Source organism: Halanaerobaculum tunisiense, from assembly GCF_054657635.1.
This window is the reverse complement of sequence record NZ_BAAHYI010000011.1, coordinates 61224-83159: the sequence shown is the minus strand read 5'-3', so window position 1 is coordinate 83159 and position 21936 is coordinate 61224. Positions and strand designations below refer to the sequence as shown.

Here is a 21936-nt window from a genome sequence, read left to right as displayed (position 1 = left end):
ATCTTCAGATTCTATCTCACGATAGACACCCTGTTACTATTGGTTTCACACACCGATACGACGAAAACAGCATGGATAGAATTCTCATCTACTATTTTCATAATCTACAGAGCACACATAAAAAAGGCCCCCAAAACTGGGGACCTTAAGTCTATATTAGGTGGCCGTTACATCATTCCTGGCATTCCACCCATGCCACCTGGCATTCCGCCGCCTGGCATTCCGCCACCGGCTGGTGCTCCGCCATCATCATCGTCTTCAGAATTATCTGCAATAGCAGTTTCTGTTGTTAATAATGTAGCAGCAGCACTACCAGCATTCTGTAAAGCAGTTCGAGCTACTTTAGCTGGATCAACAATTCCGTCAGCAATCATATCTACATATTCACCTTTATGCGCATCAAATCCAATTCCTGTTTCTTTATCTTTAACCTTTTCAGCAACAACTGCTCCTTCAAATCCTGCGTTATCAGCAATTAATCTCATTGGAGATTCTAGTGCTCTCTTAACAATCTCAGCACCAGTAGCTTCATCTCCTTCTAATTCTAAATCATCTAGAGCAGTTAAAGCATCTACTAGAATTGTTCCACCACCAGCAACAATTCCTTCTTCAACAGCAGCACGAGTTGCATTTAAAGCATCTTCAATTCTTAATTTCTTTTCTTCTAATTCAGTTTCTGTAGCAGCACCAACTTTAACTACTGCTACTCCACCAGCTAGCTTAGCTAATCTTTCTTCTAACTTGTCTCTATCAAAGTCAGAACTAGCATTTTCGATTTGACGACGTAGCTTAGTTACTCGCTGTTCAATATCTTTTTGGTCGCCAGCACCATCAACAAATGTAGTATCATCTTGAGTAACTGTTACACTTCTAGCTTGACCTAACATACTCTTATTAGCATTTTCTAAGGATAGTCCTTTATCCTCAGTAATTACTTCACCACCTGTTAGGATAGCAAGATCTTCTAGCATTTGTTGTCTTCTATCACCGAATCCAGGTGCTTTAACAGCTACACAATCAAAAGTACCTCGCATCTTGTTAACAACTAATGTAGCTAGTGCTTCACCTTCTACTCCATCAGCAACGATTAATAGCGGCTTATTCTCTTGCGCTACTTCCTCTAATAGAGGTAGAATATTTTGGACAGAACTGATTTCTTCATCAGTTAATAAAATATATGGATCATCTAAATTAGCAACCATCTTTTCTTCGTCAGTTACCATATATGGAGATAAGTAACCTTTATCAAACTGCATACCTTCTACAACTTCAAGGTCAGTCCCCATTGATTTAGATTCTTCAACAGAAATAACTCCATCCTGTCCTACTTCATCCATAGCATCAGCAATTAATTCTCCTACTTCATCGTCATTACCTGCAGAAATAGAAGCTACCTGAGCGATCTCTTCTTTATCTTCAACACCCTGGCTCATATTTCTAACTTCTCCAACTACAGATTCAATTGCTTTATGGATTCCGCGACGTAATCCCATTGGATTAGCTCCAGCAGCTACATTCTTCATTCCTTCATTAACGATTGACTGAGCTAATACTGTAGCAGTAGTTGTTCCGTCACCAGCGATATCATTAGTATTAGTGGCAACTTCTTTAACTGCTTGCGCACCCATATCTTCATAAGCATCTTCTAATTCAATTTCTTTAGCAATTGTTACACCATCATTAGTAATTAATGGTGCCCCAAAACCTTGCTCTAGTACAACATTTCGGCCCTTAGGACCGAGAGTTACTTTAACTGCTTCAGCTAAAGAATCAACTCCATCTTCTAATTTATGTCGAGCATCTTCACCGAACTTTAATTCTTTTGCCATTATATAGTCCCTCCTTGATTTCTGTGGTTTTATGTATGTCTCTATAACTTTACAAACCAAAAAAGCTTTTATCCTATCGAGCTTTAACAAGCAATCGTAGCTTATCTGTTATTCTACGATAGCTAAAATATCTTTCTCACTAACAATTAAGTACTCTTCACCATTATGCTCAATCTCATCTCCAGCATAATTACCATAGACTACAACATCACCAGTACTAACTTCTGGCTCAACTACGTCACCACTCTCTAATCTTCTACCTTCACCTACAGCTACTACTTCACCCTTTTGTGGTTCTTCTTGGGCACTATCAGGAATTACAATTCCTGCATCAGTAGTTTCTTCTGCTTGTTCAATATCTTTAATTACTACTCTATCACCTAAAGGTTTAATATTCATTTGGACTACCTCCTTTATAAATTTGATTTTATTATTAGCACTCGTTAACGGCGAGTGATAATTACTACATGATTAATAATAATTGAAATTCCGGATAAAATCAAACCAATAGACAGATTATTATTTGGTTTGAATCAGTAATATACCTGTTTAAAATCAATTAGCTAGTTATTTCTCAATTAAATTAGTTAATTCAAGCTATAAAGTGATTTTATCCAAATAAAACTTTCTGTTGCCAAATTTACCTTTATTTCATCCCACTGATAATTCAGTATAACCATTCAATTGATTTTTATACACTTCTACTATATTAAAATAATATCACCTTTAAATTGACAACAGACAAGTGATAAGATATCATAAATTAAACTCAAGTAGAGAGAAGGGAGGATCTCAATGATAGATAATATAGAAGATAATAATCAAGAACAAGCTGTAGTTACTGTTTTAGGAAGTGATAAGGTAGGTATCGTAGCTGAAGTAACTGATATTTTAGCTCAACATAATGTTAATATTATTGATATCAGTCAAACTTTACTCGAAGATTTATTTGCTATGATTATGCTAGTTGAGTTAGATGATTTAGATACAGACTTTGAAACTCTAAGCGAGCAACTAGAAGCAGAAGGAGAAGAGTTAGGAGTCAAAATTATGCTCCAACACGAACAGGTATTTCGCTATATGCACCGTATATAAGGGGGAAGCAAATAATGATCTTTAATACTAATGAAATCCTAGAAACAATCCAAATGATTGAAAAAGAAAACTTCGATATTAGAACTATTACTCTAGGCATTAACCTCAGAGATTGTGCCCATCCAGATATTGAAGTTTTAAACCAGCAAATTTATGATAAAATTACTAATACAGCTCACAACTTAGTTGATGTAGCTAATAAAATTGAATCTCGTTTTGGAGTCCCAATTGTTAATAAAAGAATTTCCGTAACTCCGATTTCTATAATTGCTAATGCTTGTCACAGCAATGATTATACTAGCATTGCTCAAACTATGGATAAAGCAGCTAAAGAAGTAGGAGTTGATTTTATTGGTGGCTTTTCTGCTCTAGTCCATAAAGGAGCTACTACCGGAGAAAATAATCTGATTAATTCAATCCCCCAAGGATTGGCTCAAACTGACCAGGTCTGTTCTTCAGTCAATGTAGCTTCTACTAAAGCTGGAATCAATATGGATGCTGTCTTAGAAATGGGCCAAACTATCAAACAAACTGCTCAACTAACAGCAGACCAGAATGGCTTAGGAGCAGCTAAATTAGTTACTTTCTGTAATGTACCCGAGGACAACCCCTTTATGGCTGGCGCTTTTCACGGGACTGGAGAACCAGAAGCAGTACTCAATATTGGTATCAGTGGCCCTGGAGTAGTTAAAAATGTAATCGATGATATCCCAGAAGCTGATTTCAGTGAACTAGCTGATCAAATCAAACGAACAGCATTTAAAATCACTAGAGTAGGTGAACTAGTAGGAGAAACTGCTTCTGATATGCTTGATATTCCTTTTGGCATAGTCGATCTTTCTCTAGCACCAACTCCCGCTGTAGGAGATAGCGTAGCTAATATCTTAGAAAGTATGGGACTTGAATCTTGTGGTACTCATGGTACTACTGCTGCCCTAGCCTTACTTAATGATGCCGTTAAAAAAGGAGGATCTATGGCCTCATCAGCTGTAGGAGGCTTAAGTGGAGCCTTTATCCCTGTCAGTGAAGATCAAGGAATGATCCAAGCAGCAGAAATAGGAAGTTTAAGCTTAGAGAAATTAGAAGCTATGACTAGTGTCTGCTCAGTAGGATTGGATATGATAGCTATTCCTGGTGCTACTTCAGCCGAAACTATCTCTGGGATTATCAGTGATGAAATGGCAATTGGAATGATTAACCACAAAACAACTGCCGTAAGAATCATTCCCGCTCCTGATAAAGAAATCGGTGATAAAGTAGAATTTGGCGGACTGTTAGGAACAGCCCCAATTATGGAAGTCAACGAACACCAAGCAGATCAGTTTGTCCAACGAGGTGGCAGAATTCCCGCCCCAATTCAATCTTTAACTAATTAATATTAACTAAAAAGTAGTGAGTTGAATTCAACTCACTACTTTTTTTATATTTGATTAGTGTAGCCTTTCTTCTCCCAAATATCAAAACCAAGCTGGTGTACTCTTTGTAGTATTTCTTCCCTATCAAGTTCTAGCTCTACACCTCTTATTCGAGCAAAAGTTTCAAAATTATAACCACAAATTCCAGCTATACTCCAAGTTACAAACGAAGAGCTACCATGTTCTCCTAAAACATACCCAAAAATATTCTTGGGATCAAATTCAAATTCATTACCAATAATTCTCATTAATCGGGCACTATCAACAATAGTTCCTGTTCCAAGCTCTTTTTTTCGGTTATATCCTACTTTGTTAGCTACATAAGTAACAATATCAACTGGATTAGTAACAGGAATAATAATAGCCTCCTAGCTATTCATCCTACTAGCTCTATTTCTATTCCAAACTCCTCTTCTAACTGCTGATAATTCTCACCAACTAAATCACAACCAGTAAAATCAAAAGCTATCTGTGGAGCCAATACTAAATCAAAATCAGCCAACTCTTTCTGATAAGTAGTTAAACTTTGTCTCAAGTCGGATACTGTCAATAATCCTGCACTCAGAATAGAACCACCAAAAAATTGGTTTTCAACAGCTAAGACTTCTACTTCCCTATCCTGATTAGGAATTAATAAATCTCTTGCTGTCTCCAACCTAGCTTCAGCCAGCTGAGAAGTGAGCAATAATATCTTCTCAGCCTGATAACTTCTTATTAACCTCTTTACCTCTGCTAACATAGCAGGATCTAGATCATAACTAAAAACCATTCCTGGCTTGGCCCCTGCCTGCTTATTAAGTCTCTGTTCTAATTCTCTCCCTTCACGTTCTAAGGTCACCAGAGGATCTTCCTGACTTACTAATTTATGAAAAGCATTAACTCGTGATAAAACTGATTGCTTATTAACTGCTATTATCCGATCATCTCTTACAATGTTAGCTCTAGCAGCTGGTGAATCAGATATCACTCCTGTCACTACGGCCTGTAAATCAGTAATTTGCTCGGGCTCTAAAGTAATTGGCACTTGATAATCAGTCCTGCAGTGGGCAATAAACTCTTCTAACTTATGCCATAAACTAAGATCAAACTTCATCTGCTGAGGACTATACTTAGTATAACCAGGCAAGAAGACTCTTATTGTCTCTGCTCCAGTCTGATTAAGGTAACTAATAGTCTCTTCTAAATCCTTCCACCCCACTAGATGAGGCAGAGCTACAATACTACCATGATAAGTAATATCTCGCTCTTGTAAACCTTGAGCAGCCTTGATAGCTACTTCTCCTTGTCTATCTTTCATTAGCTGAGCCCTGCCTTCTAAAGTAGCACTATTAAGAGACAGATTCACTTCTAAAGGTTCTAAAGTAGCTAACAAATTAAGTCGATCTGTTGTTAAGTTACTTCCATTAGTAGTTAATTTAATCAACGTAGTAGGAAATTCATCTCTTAGCAATTCCAGTACTTGATTAAACTGGGGATGTACAGTTGGTTCCCCTTCACAAATTCTAGTGATTGATTCTCCAATTACTATCTTTTGCTTCGCATCTAACATTTCTAGCAACTCTTTAATTTCTTCTAGAGATCGATGGCCTTGCGCATAAGTCTCCACTTCTGCTGGATTCCCTTGGTGACTACAAAAAAGACAATTCATATTACAGACTGAAGTAATTGGTAAAATATTATATCTCTGGGCTGATAAAATAGCTAATTGTTGTTCAGTATACTCGATTATAATCACTCCTTAAAAAAATCGTCCTCTTCTGTTAGTATAACCAGAAAGGACGATAGATTAAATTAAGCTGCTTTATTTGTTTTATTTTTCCCTAATAATTCTTTATCTAATAATTTATTAAAGGCTAATAGTAAAGGAGCAGCAATTAAAATCCCAATTCCACTAACTCGCATACCTACCACCAAACTAAACTTATCAGCAAAGAAGCCGGCTACTATTGGCCCTAAGCTGTATATTACAGTATACAAGGTAGAGAATAAACCAAAGCCTGTTCCTTGATATTGATCCGGAAACAACTTTAAAACATAAGAATTAATTAATGTATTATGACTAGAAAAAGTAACCCCAAAAACTACTAGGGAACTAATAACTAACCAGTGACTTATCTGACTTGTGAATAGGAAATAAAAGACAAAATTTAAACTTAAAATCGCTACTAAAACTCTCTTTACTCCAAATTTATCAGCCAACCAAGCTACTCCTGTCTTAGTTAACAAACCTACTATCGCAATAATAGTAAATAACTGATTAGCCTGGCTAAAAGAGTATCCTTTTTCCATTAATAAGCTAGGAATAAAGGATCGGAATCCAGTAATAGCAAAAAAGCCACAACCTCCCACTAATGTAGCCCAGATTATAAACTTAGCTAACTCAGTCTGCTGAAAGACTTTTACTGTTTCTTTAACTTCTTCTTTAAATAAATTATAATCTAATTCCTTATCCACTACATCATTATCTTCTTCAGAAAAATACATAAATAAAAGGTTAACAAATAATACTCCAGCTCCTAGACTATAAAATAAAGGGCGCCATCCTATTTGCCAGTTCTTCACAAATAATACTACAGTTAAGGGAGTTACTAAAGCACCAACTCCCCCAAATAACTCTATTAAAGCAGTAAAAGTAGTTTCCTTATTCGCAGTGCTAATATCTATAGCAAAAGAATATCCTGCTGTCACATATAATCCAGTAGCTAATCCCATAACAAAAGTTAATAAAGCCAATAAAAAATAATTTGGGGCCAACCCTACTATCACTAGGCTAATAGCCATTAAAAAGCCACTACTGATAATAGTCTTTTGACACCCAATAATATCAGTCAAAATCCCTGAGGGAAATCTAGCTAGCGCATAACCTAACATCACAAGAGTTATCAATAACCCAGCTTGAGTAGAACTAATCTGGAGACTATCTTGTAAAGGAGTAACTAATGGTGTATATACCTTCTTAGCTACTGTTTGAAAAAAGAATAAAAGAGCATCAAAAACGAAAAATGTCAACAAATACTTCTTATTATTAATATTAATACCTCCTTACTTAGGATAACTACAATTTTTTTATTACTATCCTAAACCATTATAGGAGATATTTATCTAGATAACAACTATTTTAGAAAATAATTTACTCTTCAAAGTAATCTGCTGTCTCTGCTAATAAATCAATAATAGCTAAATCCTGTGGACATATTTCTTCACACTCTCCACAAGCTACACAAGCACTTGCTTGCTGGTCATTTTCAGTCATACTATCATATTTTTTCTGTTTTTCTTGTTTTATACCAAAAGCTTGAGCTTGATTATAGATAGAAAAGTTCTTAGGAATTCTTACTCCTTGCGAACAAGGTAAACAATAACCACATCCAGTACAGTCAACAGGGGCCAACTCCTTATATTTATTAGCAGCCTTATTAACTACATTCAACTCTTCTTCAGACAAGCGATCTATTCCTGAATTAGCAGCACTGCCTATATTTTCTTTAAGCTGTTGTAAGTTACTCATCCCACTTAGCACTACAGATACTTCAGGTTGATTCCATAACCATTGCAGGGCCCAATCAGTTGAAGTTCTCTCTACAGTAGCTTGGGCAAACACTTCCTGTAAAGGTTCGTAGACTTCTCCAGCTAAGCTCCCACCTTTTAGTGGTTCCATGATAACAACTGGAATATCTTTCTCAGCAGCTAATTTAAGTCCTTTCTTTCCTGCCTGATACTCAGTATCAATATAATTATACTGAATCTGGCAAAAATCCCAGTCATAAGAGTTAATAATCTCCTTAAATAAATTATAATCATCATGGAAAGAAAAACCTATATTATCTATTTTACCTTCCTCTTTGATCCTTTCTATCCAAGCAAAAACATTCTCCAACCCTACTTCTTTATAGTTGGCCCAATGGTCTTCATCAAGAGCATGTAATAAGTAAAAATCAATCTTGTCTACTCCTAACTTCTCGAACTGTTGGTTTAAATATTTATCCAAATCGGCCTCACTTTCAATCTCCCAAGAAGGTAACTTAGTCGCTAGCTTAACTTGTTTCCGGTAACCATCTGCTAAAGCTTTCCCTACTACAATTTCACTTTCTCCTCCGTGATAGGGCCAAGCAGTATCAATATAATTAATTCCTTGATCAATTCCATACCTAATCATCTCTATTGCTTCCTCTTGGTCAATATCACCTTCAGCAGTAGTAGGTAATCTCATCGCCCCAAAACCTAAAGCGGAAACTTCCCAGTCTAAATCACCAAACTTTCTGTACTGCATAAGATCCCCTCCCTAATCTTTAGTTCTATTATTAACTTACTTAAAACTTTACTTACTCCTTGTCGCATTAATAACAGCTCCTAAAATATTAGCATCATTAGTATATTTACACTGCTTAAGCTGTGTAGTAATCGGAGTAGTTTCTTTAAAATAATCATTACAGATATCTTTAAATTCTGCCCTTAATAATTTAATAAACCATTCTTCCTCTGATATACCACCACCTATACAAATAACTTCAGGATTATAAAATGTAGTTATAGTTAATAATTGAACAGTTATATTAGTTATCCATTCTTCAATTGCAGACTTAGCTATTTTATTTTCAGCTAAATATTTGTGGGTAACTTCCTCACCATACTCTATCTCATCTTTTTCACTAACGTTACTATTATAAATTTCAATTAATGTACTAATAGAGGAATAATCTCCTTGCCTAGCAATAGAATTATCTTTTAAATTAATGAATGGTAGATGATGAAACTCACCAGCAAATCCATCTGTTCCATAGATAACATCTTCTTCATTACAGATGCATCCTCCAGTACCTGTCCCAATAATTAAAAAAGCTGAACTAGTAGTATTTTTAGCATTTCCTATCTTTAATTCACACAGACCTGCCGCCTTGGCATCATTAATAGTAGCAACCTTTTTTCCTGTCCTGTTAGAAACCTCCTGATTAACATTAGTCCCATACATTATTTGCACATTCGGAGCAGCATGTGATTTAACATTAGATTCTTGGTCAATCAGTCCTGGAGCACTAATTCCAATCTTCTGTACCTGGCTTAGATCTTTAGCATGTGAACATAAATAATCATAAAATTTATCTGTAGTATCAAATTTAACTGAATTCACCTTCCATTTTTTAATTATATTATAATCTTTATCTACTACAGCATACTTAATAAAAGTTCCTCCAATATCAATCCCTAAATAATATTGCTTCATCTTGCCTAGTAACCCTCCTTATATAAATTAAAGTAGGGAGATAATCCCCCTACTTTTTAAACCTACTACTTAAATTGTGGTAAGTAATCTTTATTTGCCTCAATTAATTCATCCAATAATGGTTTAGCAATAGCACCATCTACCAATGGATGAGTTAATAATGCTTGTAAAGCAGCATCATAATCACCATTCACCCCAGCTTCTACTGTTAAAGCCTCATATTCATTTACTACCTGTAGTAATCCTTTTATCTTAGCAGGTAGAGGCTTCACATTTAACGGATGAGCTCCTTCACTATCTATATAACAAGTTCTTTCAATAGCAGAATCATGAGGCAAACAATCTACAGTACCATTATTTTGTACATTAACATAGTGAATATCACCAGTATCATTATAAATAGAGCTAATTAAATCACAAGCTGCATCAGAATAATACTGACCTCCCCGCTCATCTAACTGTTCAGGTTTTTCTTTTAAATTAGGATCTTTATATAATTCAAATAGTTCTTTCTCCAGCCTTTTAACCACTTCTCCCCGGGTACCTTCATTTTCTGCTGCTTCTTGTTCCTCTTCTAACATCTTACCTGTCATATAATAGTATCTATGGTAAGGACAAGGCAACATTCCTACTGATCTTAATAAATCTTCGCCCCAACCAAAATCAGGCACATTCTTAGCACTAAACGCTTTACCAGAAATTAATTTCTGCAAAACATCATCAATTCTACTTTCCCCTTGATAAATAGCATCTCTACCCCATACTAAATGATTTAATCCTACTAAATCCATTCTTACCTTATCTCTATCCACTCCTAATACATCAGCACTCATCATATGCATTAGTACTGGAACATTACATAAGCCAATAGATTTTACATTAGTATACTTATTAATTGTTTCAGTAATAATTCCACTTGGATTAGTAAAGTTAATCAACCACGCCTCAGGAGCCAACCTTTCAATATCTTCACAAATATCTAAAATAACAGGAATAGTTCTTAGAGCCTTAGTCATTCCACCTGCACCTGTTGTTTCTTGCCCAATACAATCATACTTTAAAGGAATCTTCTCATCTCTAATTCTAGCATCTAATAAACCTACTCTAAATTGCGTTGTTACAAAATCAGCATTTTTAATAGCCTCTTCTCTATCTAAAGTTAAATGGATATTCATATCAACTCCAGCTTCTTCTACCATTCTTTTAGCTAAATCTCCAACTATATCCAACTTCCACTTACCCTCTTCAATATCCACTAGATAAAGATCTTTAACTGGTAATTCATCATAGCGTTTGATAAATCCTTCAATAATCTCTGGAGTATAACTACTTCCGCCACCAATAGTTGCTACTTTTAATCCTCGTTCAGTTGTCATTATTTAGCCCCCTTTTGTTTAAGACTATTAATTTCTTTTTGCATTCCTATCATCTCATTAACTAAATCTTTAGTTAACGTAGCAGTTGCTAAGTGATCTTGAGCATGAACCATTAAAATATTTACCTCTTCTCCTTCTCCTTGAGCTTCTTTACTAATTAACTCTGTCTGAATATCATGAGCTTTATTGAAACACTTATTGGATTCTTTCAACTTTTCTTCTGCTGCTTCAAACTCACCTTCTTTAGCTAAACTAAAAGCCTCAAAAGCCAACCCTTTAGCATTTCCTGCTTCAGTAATAATAGTAAATATAGTTTTTTCTGAAGTCATTACTTACCCTCCTGATTTGTATTTGATTATCTTTAAACAGCAGCTGCTGTTTCTTCAGATTCTTGAACTTTCGATTCTTTTTCTTCTTCTTTAAGTTTTTGTTTATCCCAGTATTTTAAGAATGGATAATAAATCATTCCTGCTACACTCATGGTGATTAACTGTAAAATAATTGCTCTCCAATCACCAGTAGTTAAAAATCCACTTAAAAATACTGGAGTAGTCCACGGAATTATAGCATAGGGCCTAGCTACTAACTCTAATTGCATAGCTATATAAGTAATAGTTCCAGCAGATAATGGAGCTAAAATAAATGGAACCATCATGATTGGATTCATTACTATCGGCATACCAAAGATAATTGGTTCATTAATATTAAATAAGCCTGGGCCAATTGCTGTTTTACCTAATGTTTTCAATTGTTTAGACTTAGTAGCAAAAATCATCAATAAAGCTAAAGTGAATGTAGACCCCGAACCTCCCATATTAACAAAGAAGTCTATAAAGGGTTGACTAACAATATTAGGTAATACCTCTGCTCCTTGAGATAATGCTTCAGCATTCTGTTCAGCCAAAGGAATCATTACTGAACCTAAAGTCCCCATAACTAGTGCAGCACCATGAACACCAACTATCCAAAAGATACTTATAGCTAAAATTGCTGCCAAAGCTCCAGGTAATGTTCCCCCTATATACATTAATGGAGTAGCAACTATTTGATTTATTAACTTTGGTATAGAATAGCTAGTAAAAGTGATTGCAAGTTGATTAACTCCCCAACTTAAAACAACAATTGCAAAAGTTGGAATCAAAGCTATAAATGATTTAGTTACAGCTGGTGGTACTCCTGCTGGCATCTTTATAACTAAATCTCTCTTAACTATCATTCTCTGAATTTCAACTGATAAAAGAGAAAGAATGATCGCTACAAATAATCCATTAGATCCTATCCATTGCCCCGTTATATTTCCATCAGTAAATGGAGTAACTACTAAAAAAGCCACCATACTTAAAATACCTGCTGATAACTGATCTAAGTCATAATCATCAGCTAGTGAATAGGCTATTGTAAATGAAGCTGCTAAAGCCATAATCCCAAAAGTAGCTGCTTGCATTTCTAGTATTTTCCCAATATATGGCTCAACCAATTCTGCTAAAAATGATATAGGTGGGAAAGCAACAATTAGAGCAAAAGAACCAACAATTAATAATGGCAAGATAGCAACTAAACCATCTCGAACTGCTTGTAAGTGTCTTTGTTCGCCAAGTTTACCCGCAACAGGAAGAATTTTTTCTTCTAAAAATCTAATTAATTTCTGCATCTTAATTTAATCCCCCTTTCTTCTCGCTTAAATTTATTTAAAGACTTGTCAACTAACCTCTTATTTTATACAACAAAGAAGTGTTCATCTGCATTCTTATGGTGTGCTTTATAGTTTGTAGCTTTATCTCACACCACAATGCTGTGGATATCCTTCCTTTTTTATAATAAAATTTAAATCTTTTTTCAGTTATTTCATAAGCTCTAATGCTTGATCTAATACTTTTCCACCATCTACTCTTCCATAAGCTGTTGGATCAATTACATCTACTGCCACATCATGCTTGTCACCAATTTTCTTAAATTGCTTCTTCTTATACCTGATTTGCGGGCCTAATAAAACAACATCATACTCAGTTACTATATCTTTGAATTTTTCAACTGCTTCTGCCTCAATCTCAGCTTCCAATCCTCTATTCTCAGCTTCTTTTTTCATCTTTTCTACCATTAGACTAGTACTCATTCCAGCAGCACAAGTTAATAAAATTTTCATGAAATCACTCCTTTAATTTGATATAGATTTACTAATTATGCTATATCTATCTCCAGGATAAAAATTAAAACTAAACTCTACTCTTTTATCTTGAGCAAGAGTTACCCTGTTTCTTTTTAAAACTGGCTTACCAATTTCCATCTCTAAAAGATCACTTAAATACTCATCACTTTCTATAGCTTCAATTTCCTGAATTGTTCCAGTTAATTTATATCCCTCCTCTTTTAAGGTGTTATAGATAGAACCTTCAGCTAAGTCTATTTCTAATAATCTAGGACAAACTGTCTGCGGAATAAAAGACTTCTCAAAAGCTATAGGAATATCATCCGCCAATCTCAATCTAACAGTTAAAATTACTTTTTGGCTCTTAGGTATTTCTAATTTATCACAAATAACTTCTTTAGGATAAATTACCTCCTGTGATAAAACCTTAGTTTCAGGCTCTAGCCCCCTACTTTTCATAGTTTTGCTAAAACCTTTAAAATCAGAAAAATCATCTATTTTTTCCTCAGAAACAAAAGTTCCTTTTCCTCTTTCGCGATATAAAATCCCTTCCTCTACTAAATTATTAATTGCCTTACTAACAGTCATTTTACTTAAATTAAATTTATTACTTAATTCTGCTAAAGAAGGAATCTTATCTCCTACTTGATATTCTTCTTTTTCTATTCTTTCTCTAATTATGTTTTCTAATTGATAATATAATGGAATTGGACTATTCTCATTAAGTTCCATAGCACACAATGTTCCCCCCTTTAATCAATTAATAAAAAAATAATAAAAACCTATCATAGATTATCTTAAAAGATGTCATAGTTATCCCTTAAGATATTTCTAATGATAGGTCTTATAAACTTAATTATAATCAACTTATACCTACTTAAATATTCACTTTTCTAAATGCCACCTCAAACAATTATATAGTACTTGTATACTAGTGGTCTATACCACAAGCATAATAAAAATCATTTGTTCCTAACTATTATAAAATTATATTATTATCTTCTTTTACTTGGACTATCTACAAATTTATTATATACTACTAGTGGTCTATACCTATCTTGTTTCTTGATTATAGTATAGCAAAAGTTTTATTTATTGTCAAATACTTTTCCTAACTTTATTGTATACCCGACTATGTCACTTCATCTAATAAAAAACTAGTAATAATTAATTAGTTACCGTATAACACCCACTCATTTTATCTCCCCGATAATAATTATAACTAAATTCTATTGGCTTATTATTAGAAAAAGTAACTCTCTTTTTTCTTAAAACAGCACAACTATTTTCTATTTTTAATAAATCACTTAATTTATCATCTGCTAATATAGCTTCTACTTCATCTCTAGCTTTAGTGGGGTTATATCCTGCTTCTATTAAGCATTTATAAATAGATGCCTCTGCTAAATCAACTTCTAATAATGTTGGACAAACAGAGTATGGTACATAAGATCTTTCAAAACCAATAATCTTTCCCCTTGCTAAACGTAACCTTTCAGTTAAAATTACTTTCTCATCTTCACTAAGCTCTAATCTATTACCAATCTCTTTTCTAGGAATAAGTAATTCTTGATTCACTACCTTACTTATACAATCAATTCCTCTTATTTTCATACTTTCCACATGTCCTATTAATCCAGAAATTGGGTCTAATTTTTCTTGGGAAACAAAAGTACCTTTACCTCTCTTCCGATGAAGTAATCCTTCATCTACTAAATTTTCGATAGCTTTTCTAATAGTCATTCTACTTAAATTAAACTGATCACTTAATTTTCTTTCTGAAGGAATCTTATCTCCTTCTTCATAATCACCTTGTTCAATCTTTTCTCTAATTATATTCTCTAATTGGTAATATAATGGAATAGGGCTATTTTCATTTAATTTCAACACATTCTCCTCCTAGTTTTATAAAATTATTAATGGTATTATAATTTATTTAAAGTTTCAAATTAATAAAACAATAAAACCTCCCAAAAAGTTAGGAGGTTTAGTTTAATTTTAAATTAGGATCAGCATTTAACTCAAAAGATGCTTTCTCCTTCTTCTGTTGCCAATTAAAATAACCAGCGCTAGCAATCATAGCAGCATTATCAGTACACAACTCCAGCTCAGGAGAATAAAAATCAATTTCAAACTCAGCTAATTCCGCTGCTAACTTATCCTGTAGTTGACTATTGGCAGCTACTCCTCCAGATAAAATAACCTGCTTAACTCCTTTATCCCGAGCTGCTTTAACTACCTTAGCAGTTAATACATCAACTACAGCCTGCTGAAAACTAGCTGCTAAATTAGCTTGATCAATCTCTTCCCCACGTTGCTGCTGATTATTGATATAATTAAGTACTGCTGTCTTTAAGCCACTAAAGCTAAAATCATAACCCCCATTATTTAACAAAGGTCGAGGTAGATCAATTGCCTCTGGATCACCTTCTGTAGCTAACTTATCAATTGCTGGCCCGCCAGGATAACCTATCTCCATTACCCGAGCTATCTTATCAAAAGCCTCACCTGCTGCATCATCTCTAGTGCGACCTAATATTTCATAATTTCCTAGTTCCTTAAAATATAATAAATTAGTATGCCCTCCAGAGACAGTCAAACAAACAACCGGTGGCTCTAATTGGGGATAAGAGATAAAGTTAGCATAGATATGTCCTTCAATATGATTAACAGCTACTAAAGGTAAATTGTGGGCATAAGCTATTGATTTAGCTGCTGCAATACCAACTAATAATCCCCCTACTAAACCAGGACCATAGGTTACTGCTACAGCAGATAGATCACTAAACTCAACCTCAGCTTCAGTTAAAGCTTCTTCAATTACAGGATTGATAAATTCTACATGCTTCCGCGAAGCAATCTCCGGTACTACTCCCCCGAACTTACGATGCCAGTCCACCTGGGAAGCAATTATATTAGATAAAACCTGTTTACCATTGTTAACTACTGCTACTGATGTTTCATCACAGGAAGTCTCAATTCCTAATGTCAAAAAATCTTCTGCCATAAATTTCACTCCCGACTAAACTAGTTTACAGTTTACTAGGCAAGAGTTTTCTCACTCTCTGAATTTTTTTAAACTCATCTAGAGCTCACTGCTTAAAAATAAGGCTAATCTAATTTAATGTCCTGCAAATTAGATAATCCAAGCCTTATTTTTACTCCAGTTCGCTAAAATTCGTTACTAAAAAATTCAAATGTCGTTGTGAAACTCTTACCTAGTAATTAAAAAAGGTTGCTTTAGCTTTGGTTTAATTAGAACAATTAGCGAATTACGATTGAGATAAGCAAGTAATATATGAACTAATATTCTTTGCTATCTCTAGTAACTTTTTAACCATAGAAAGCATTAATTGTTCTACCCTTGAAATCTTTTGGTAACTTTTGTATTTCAACAAAAGTTACTCGGAAAAAAGCTACTTTGTAGCTTTTCCGAAATAGATGTTGAATTTTTATTAAAAAGTTAAACTTTATATCAATTAAAATTTAAAACTGTAAATTGTACATTGTCAACTGTCAATTGATTTATAGCTGCTTCCACATTACTACGGCATCTTCTCCGTTATCACTATAGTAATTAGGCTCGGTATCTACATTCATAAACCCCTGCTCACAATACAATTTCTGAGCTTGATGATTAGAAGCTCGCACTTCTAAACTTATCTTATCATAACACTCCTGTTCTAAACCAGTAAATAACTTCTCTAATAATTTAGTAGCCACTCCTTGTCTCCGATACTTTTCTCTAACAGCTAAGGTAGTAATATGAACTTCATTACATAATAACCAACTTCCTAAATAACCTACTACCTGTTCTTTAAAAATTGCTACTAAATAATGAGCATAATTGTTATTTAATTCTTTAATAAAGGTAACTACAGCCCAAGGATTACTAAAAGATTCTGCTTCGATAACCAAAACCTGATCTAATTCTCCTGTCGATAATGGTCTAATCTCTAATTGATCTAGTTTAACCATGTTGTTGCTCCCATTGAACCTCAGCTTGAGATCGTTTTAAATAATTAGGAGTTAAAGCAAATAAATCAGACTCATTTCCAGCTTTTAAAGCCCTAAAAGCTAACTCCCCTACTGCTCCACCTCGTGGTAAATTAAAACTATTAGTTACAAATTGAGCTACTGTAATTCCTGCCTCAATTTGCTCTTGATATTTTTGAGCTATCTGGCCTACAAAGTAAATTGGTTCTTCTATAGTGGCTAATTGATCCACTACATCCTCAACTGATAATAAAGTTTCTTTACGTTTAGCTTCTAGTTGATCACCACCCTGGTATAAAGTAGTAAATACTCGTCCCCCCCGAGCATCAATCACAGGACAAATATAATCTGTTACATACTTACAACTATAAGCTATAGCCTCTAAAGTAGAAACTCCTACGATAGGTAGCTGTAAAGATTGGGCCAACGTCTTGGCTGTAGCTAACCCAATCCGAGTTCCTGTAAAAGAACCAGGGCCTATGGCAACACCAATCCCCTCTAATTCTTCTAACTGATAACCAGAACTAGTAACTAATTCAATTATCTGAGGCATTAACCGTTGCGAATGAGTCTGCTCGAGATTCAATAAATGTTCTCCAATTAATTTCTCTTCATTAAGCAGACTAACACTTCCTACATCAGTCGAACTATCAACTGCTAGTACTAACATTTTCTTTCATCTCCGTTACTAGCTCAATAAATTTATTAGCTTGCGGAATTAATCTAATCTCTCTTTGCCCTCCGGTACCACTTAAATTAATATCCAAGTAATTATCCGGCATTAAAGAACCAGCTTTATCAGGCCATTCAATAATTGTTACTCCATCGCCATATATATAATCCTCAAATCCTAGATCATATAGCTCTCCTTCATCCTGAATTCGATATAAATCTAGATGATTGACCTTCATTCGACCTTGGTATTCATTAATAATCGTATATGTAGGGCTAGTCACCTCAGCTGTGACACCTAAACCTGCACAGATCCCTTGAGCCAAGCTAGTTTTACCAGCCCCTAAACTACCTTGTAAACAGACTATATCACCTGGTCTCAGTTTAGCACCTAGTTTTTCTCCTAAAGTAAAAGTTTCTTGGGGACTATTAGTTTCTATTTTTAACATAATAATTCACTCCTTATTGATTATCAACTTGAGTAACCTTTTCTAATACTCTACTAAACTTCTTAGCTAATGCTAAAGTTTGCTCTTCTAAATCAGTCTGGGCTAAATTAGCTGCTAAATCATTACCTTGGATCTTTTGAATTAGTACTATATAAAACTGAGCTAACTGATAATCATAATTCTCAAATAAAGCCGCTTGATACTTAACTAAAGATTCTTTTAATTGACCTTGCTGGCGTAACTTCTTCCCCTTGATGGAATTAACTCGTCCTGGAACATACTTAGTTTTATATTCTCCTTGTAAATTAACTACTCCTTGTTTTAACTTAATTATATCTTGGGCTTTTAGTAAAGCTTCTCCTTGAGCTAATTTCTCTGCTTGTGCTGTAGCTAACTTAAACTTATCTGCTAATAAATAACTTACAGCTAAATTATAATGGTTAGCTATAGTATTATCAATCTTCAATGCTGATTTAAAATTATTAATTGCTGTTTCTAGATTACCAGCAGTTAATTGATACTTACCTAGTATTTGATAAATATCAGCTTGAGACTGAAGTACAACTGCCTCTCGTAATAGCTTGGCTTCTAAAATTTTCTCTTGATTATATAAAATTCGGTTGATAGCTTGGTAAACTGTATTCTGTTGTTGGGTAGTTAAAATATCCTTATTATCTAACGCTTGTTGATAGATAGTAACAGCTAAAGTTAAATCGTAACGTTCTATAATCTCAGCCAATTCCAGATAGACTTCACCTTGTTTATGCTTCTGGAATATCTTCTCTATTATCTCTTTAGCAGCTTTTTTATCTCCCATAGCTAAATAAGACTCTATTAATTTAAACTTCAAATCAATATCTTCTGAGCTTCGCTTATCTATTATTTGATACTCCTCTACAGCTAACTCATACTTTTGTAATTCAAAATATAAACTAGCTAACCGACGCCTATTCTCTAAAGAATCATCAAGATAAATAATATAGCGGTATAACTCTTCCGCTTTGTCATAGCGACCAGTCTTTTTATAAAATTTAGCTAACTTAATATATCCCCAAGTATCTTGAGGGGCCAAAGAAACAGCTTTATTGTAAGCTTTAGCAGCTTTAACCAATTTATCCTGCGCAAAATAGATATCACCTAAATAAATTCTATAATCTTGATTAGTATCCTGGAGTGTAATTAATTTTTTAATTGTCTTTTCTGCTCTCTCCAATAAATAGCTATCAGATTTGTCAGCTAAATTATAATATACCCAAAATAACTCCTCTAAATAAGTAACATTTTGGGGGGCATACTCCACAGCTTTTTCTAAGTAGTAACGAGCTTCTTTGATCTCTTTTAACTGTAATTTCACTTTACCTAATAAGTAATGAAACTGAGGATTATTATAATTAATTTGTAAAGCTGTTTTCGCCTCTGTTAGAGCTTCTTGGTATCTACCTTCTCTTTGTAATAATCTGACCAATTTTTCTTTGTATTTTAATTTACTTCTGATTTCAATAGCATTTTTTAAATTAGAAATTGCTTTATCTAATTTATTATTTTCTTCGTAAACTTGACTAATCTGCCAGTATAATTGATCATTTTGAGGTTGCTTTTGTAACTTATCTTGTAATTTATTAACCTTAACTTGGTAGTTATCTTGAAACCCTTGAGCAAAATCAAAGTTTGTCAAACCAACATTAACCTGCCAATCACGCAGATTAATGGTCATTAGCCCTTGATCTAAACCAGTTCTTAATCTGATCTTACGGGGTAGCCAGATCTGATCCTGATATAATTTAAAATTAGTGTAATTAATATTTGCTACCTTAATATTACTACTATTAAAAATCTCAATCCTAGAAATTGTCTTCCGAGTTTTATCAATATAAAACCTCTGATTAGAAAAAGCATTCTTAAGCTGGATCATATATACTTCTTGCCCCTTATAGACTGCTTCTCCTAATAACTCTAACTCATATAACTTATCTAATTTCTGGAGTGGATCTTGATAGTCTAGTTGTCCTTCTAGCGGGAGTAACTCCATAATTGCACTATAATCAGGTGGTAAATATAGCCAAGGGATAGCATTTAACATCCTTGCTTCCTGAGGAATAGACTTCTGTTGGGTAGTTACATTTTGGGTCATAAACCTCTTCGCAGACTTCATCACTTTAGTCGCAAACTGAATCTTTTTATTTCCTACTTTTATTTCCGTCTCTACCTTACCTTTAAAGTCCTTAATTTCTTCTAGTTGGCTTTTAACATCCTGGATTAAACTAGAGGCTGACACATCATTAGCTGCAGTTGTAGTATAACTACCTCCTAGTAATATAAAACTAACCAGGAGTAAAATTAAATATTTTCGCACTCCCCAACTAGCCTCCTTTCTATAGTTAACACTTCTGCTAAATTAATCATTCAATATTTTATATATTATCTACTTCCCTGCCTAATTCCTTTATTTACTATTATTTTTTAGAATTTCAACTATTCATTAATTCCTAACAACTACTAGAGCTTGAGACCAAGTAGCAATTAAGACTACTTAACCTCAAGCCCAAAAAAATACTAACCTAACTTATTAACTACTAACTGAACAAAAAGAGCTACTCCTATCTTAAGTGCCTCTTCGGCAAAATTAAACTGCGGATGATGAGCCGAATAATATTCTGTATCTGCCTGGCTAGCTCCTAACCTAAAGAAAACCCCAGGCACTTCTTGTAGATAATAGGCAAAATCCTCTGATCCTAAAGAAGGAGTCAGTAAATACTCTAACCGATCAACATAAGGATTAGTCTCTATAGTAGCTACTACATCTTCTACTAAAGAAGGCGAATTAACTAACACAGGATAACCAAACTTATAATCCAGTTGATAATTAGCCCCTTGGCTAGCTGTAATCCCCTTAATTATTTGTTCAATCTTATCGGGCATAACTTCTCTTAAATCTGAATCAGTTGTTCTAACAGTTCCGGTTAAATCTACTTGATCAGCTATTACATTACGTCTATATCCGCCTTTAATTGTCCCCAGATTAATTACAGCAGGCTGATGAGGATTAATCTGGCGACTAGAGATATTCTGCAAAGCAGTTACTACTTGACTAGCTACCACTATAGCATCTACTGCCTGATGTGGTTCTGAAGCGTGACCACTATGACCTGTAATAGTAATATCAAGTTCATCAGCTGCTGCAGATGCTATTTCAGGATGAATTCCAATTGTTCCGGTAGGTAATTGATTAGTAATATGTAACCCGAAAATATTATCCACAGCAGGGTTAGCCAATACTCCTGCTTCTACTAGTGGTGAAGCCCCACCTGGCCCTTCTTCAGCTGGTTGAAAAATGAATTTAATCTTGCCTGTCAATTCAGCTTGGATTGTAGTTAGCACTTGAGCTACTTTTAATAAGATAGCTGTATGACCATCATGACCACAAGCATGCATTACTCCTTTAGTTTGTGATTTATAACTAACTTCAGTTCGTTCAGGAATTGGTAAAGCATCCATATCAGCCCGTAGAGCAATAGTAGAACCTGGCCCACAATCTAATAAGCCTACTACTCCTGTATCAACTACTCTCTCCACTTCTAGACCTAACTTTGTTAAAAAATCAGCCACTTGTTGAGAAGTCCGCACTTCTTGAAAACCTAATTCAGGATGGCGGTGTAAATCCCTTCTTAGTCCAATTAACTCTGACTCTAATTCTTCAATCAAATCAACAAGCCTAGTCTCCACTTTACCACTTCCTC

At 34.4% G+C, this 21936-nt stretch carries 21 protein-coding genes; 2 read left to right on the top strand and 19 right to left on the bottom strand.

All coding sequences use genetic code 11. The annotated features are described in order from the left end of the window. Positions 1–167 precede the first annotated feature (167 nt). Positions 168–1829 (bottom strand): chaperonin GroEL, encoded by a 1662-nt coding sequence (groL, locus tag ACYQ3D_RS10160; RefSeq protein ID WP_459838253.1) that lies wholly within the window; start codon positions 1827–1829, stop codon positions 168–170. Between the two features lie 108 nt (positions 1830–1937). Then, on the bottom strand, positions 1938–2228 hold the full coding sequence (groES, locus tag ACYQ3D_RS10155) for a co-chaperone GroES (protein WP_459838252.1): 291 nt from the start codon (positions 2226–2228) through the stop codon (positions 1938–1940). A 396-nt stretch (positions 2229–2624) separates the two neighbouring features. On the opposite strand from groES, the gene ACYQ3D_RS10150 reads away from it, so the two are divergent. Both ACYQ3D_RS10150 and ACYQ3D_RS10145 read left to right on the top strand, forming a co-directional pair. Beyond that, the gene (locus ACYQ3D_RS10150; RefSeq protein ID WP_459838251.1) at positions 2625–2924 is read left to right on the top strand and encodes an ACT domain-containing protein; all 300 of its coding nucleotides are present in this window, start codon (positions 2625–2627) and stop codon (positions 2922–2924) included. Positions 2925–2938: 14 nt separating this feature from the next. Then, positions 2939–4300: a PFL family protein gene (locus ACYQ3D_RS10145; RefSeq protein ID WP_459838250.1), complete on the top strand. Its 1362-nt coding sequence runs from the start codon at positions 2939–2941 to the stop codon at positions 4298–4300. Positions 4301–4344: 44 nt separating this feature from the next. Here ACYQ3D_RS10145 and ACYQ3D_RS10140 read toward each other — a convergent pair whose 3' ends face one another. From ACYQ3D_RS10140 to ACYQ3D_RS10060, 17 genes are all read right to left on the bottom strand, one after another. Next, positions 4345–4608, bottom strand: coding sequence for a Rossmann-fold NAD(P)-binding domain-containing protein (locus tag ACYQ3D_RS10140; RefSeq protein ID WP_459838256.1), 264 nt, complete (start codon positions 4606–4608; stop codon positions 4345–4347). A 107-nt stretch (positions 4609–4715) separates the two neighbouring features. After that, the gene (locus ACYQ3D_RS10135; protein ID WP_459838249.1) at positions 4716–6074 is read right to left on the bottom strand and encodes a radical SAM protein; all 1359 of its coding nucleotides are present in this window, start codon (positions 6072–6074) and stop codon (positions 4716–4718) included. Between the two features lie 56 nt (positions 6075–6130). Continuing rightward, entirely contained in the window at positions 6131–7348 is a 1218-nt protein-coding gene (locus ACYQ3D_RS10130) for an MFS transporter (RefSeq protein ID WP_459838248.1), read from the bottom strand. Between the two features lie 121 nt (positions 7349–7469). After that, positions 7470–8609 carry an aldo/keto reductase gene (locus tag ACYQ3D_RS10125; protein WP_459838247.1) on the bottom strand — a complete coding sequence of 380 codons (1140 nt, stop codon included), beginning with the start codon at positions 8607–8609 and terminating at the stop codon, positions 7470–7472. 48 nt (positions 8610–8657) lie between these two features. Continuing rightward, positions 8658–9560: an ROK family protein gene (locus tag ACYQ3D_RS10120; RefSeq protein WP_459838246.1), complete on the bottom strand. Its 903-nt coding sequence runs from the start codon at positions 9558–9560 to the stop codon at positions 8658–8660. A gap of 65 nt (positions 9561–9625) precedes the next feature. Continuing rightward, on the bottom strand, positions 9626–10936 hold the full coding sequence (locus ACYQ3D_RS10115; RefSeq protein ID WP_459838245.1) for a 6-phospho-beta-glucosidase: 1311 nt from the start codon (positions 10934–10936) through the stop codon (positions 9626–9628). After that, positions 10936–11265 (bottom strand): PTS lactose/cellobiose transporter subunit IIA, encoded by a 330-nt coding sequence (locus tag ACYQ3D_RS10110; RefSeq protein WP_459838244.1) that lies wholly within the window; start codon positions 11263–11265, stop codon positions 10936–10938. The genes ACYQ3D_RS10115 and ACYQ3D_RS10110 overlap by 1 nt, the downstream gene beginning before the upstream one ends. Before the next feature lie 32 nt (positions 11266–11297). Further along, positions 11298–12587: a PTS sugar transporter subunit IIC gene (locus tag ACYQ3D_RS10105; RefSeq protein ID WP_459838243.1), complete on the bottom strand. Its 1290-nt coding sequence runs from the start codon at positions 12585–12587 to the stop codon at positions 11298–11300. A 189-nt stretch (positions 12588–12776) separates the two neighbouring features. Next, positions 12777–13079, bottom strand: coding sequence for a PTS sugar transporter subunit IIB (locus tag ACYQ3D_RS10100; protein ID WP_459838242.1), 303 nt, complete (start codon positions 13077–13079; stop codon positions 12777–12779). Positions 13080–13091: 12 nt separating this feature from the next. Further along, the gene (locus ACYQ3D_RS10095; RefSeq protein ID WP_459838241.1) at positions 13092–13814 is read right to left on the bottom strand and encodes a GntR family transcriptional regulator; all 723 of its coding nucleotides are present in this window, start codon (positions 13812–13814) and stop codon (positions 13092–13094) included. A 435-nt stretch (positions 13815–14249) separates the two neighbouring features. Then, positions 14250–14972, bottom strand: coding sequence for a GntR family transcriptional regulator (locus ACYQ3D_RS10090; RefSeq protein ID WP_459838240.1), 723 nt, complete (start codon positions 14970–14972; stop codon positions 14250–14252). A gap of 97 nt (positions 14973–15069) precedes the next feature. Further along, entirely contained in the window at positions 15070–16089 is a 1020-nt protein-coding gene (gene tsaD / locus ACYQ3D_RS10085; RefSeq protein WP_459838239.1) for a tRNA (adenosine(37)-N6)-threonylcarbamoyltransferase complex transferase subunit TsaD, read from the bottom strand. A 518-nt stretch (positions 16090–16607) separates the two neighbouring features. Continuing rightward, the gene (gene rimI / locus ACYQ3D_RS10080; protein WP_459838238.1) at positions 16608–17060 is read right to left on the bottom strand and encodes a ribosomal protein S18-alanine N-acetyltransferase; all 453 of its coding nucleotides are present in this window, start codon (positions 17058–17060) and stop codon (positions 16608–16610) included. Continuing rightward, positions 17053–17748, bottom strand: coding sequence for a tRNA (adenosine(37)-N6)-threonylcarbamoyltransferase complex dimerization subunit type 1 TsaB (tsaB, locus tag ACYQ3D_RS10075; protein WP_459838237.1), 696 nt, complete (start codon positions 17746–17748; stop codon positions 17053–17055). Before tsaB ends, rimI begins: the two co-directional genes overlap by 8 nt. Further along, positions 17729–18199, bottom strand: coding sequence for a tRNA (adenosine(37)-N6)-threonylcarbamoyltransferase complex ATPase subunit type 1 TsaE (gene tsaE / locus ACYQ3D_RS10070; protein ID WP_459838236.1), 471 nt, complete (start codon positions 18197–18199; stop codon positions 17729–17731). Before tsaE ends, tsaB begins: the two co-directional genes overlap by 20 nt. 13 nt (positions 18200–18212) lie before the next feature. Next, a complete protein-coding gene (locus tag ACYQ3D_RS10065; protein WP_459838235.1) occupies positions 18213–20552 on the bottom strand; it encodes a DUF4292 domain-containing protein in 2340 nt (779 codons plus the stop codon). A 200-nt stretch (positions 20553–20752) separates the two neighbouring features. Beyond that, positions 20753–21922 (bottom strand): M20 metallopeptidase family protein, encoded by a 1170-nt coding sequence (locus ACYQ3D_RS10060; protein WP_459838234.1) that lies wholly within the window; start codon positions 21920–21922, stop codon positions 20753–20755. Positions 21923–21936: the final 14 nt, after the last annotated feature.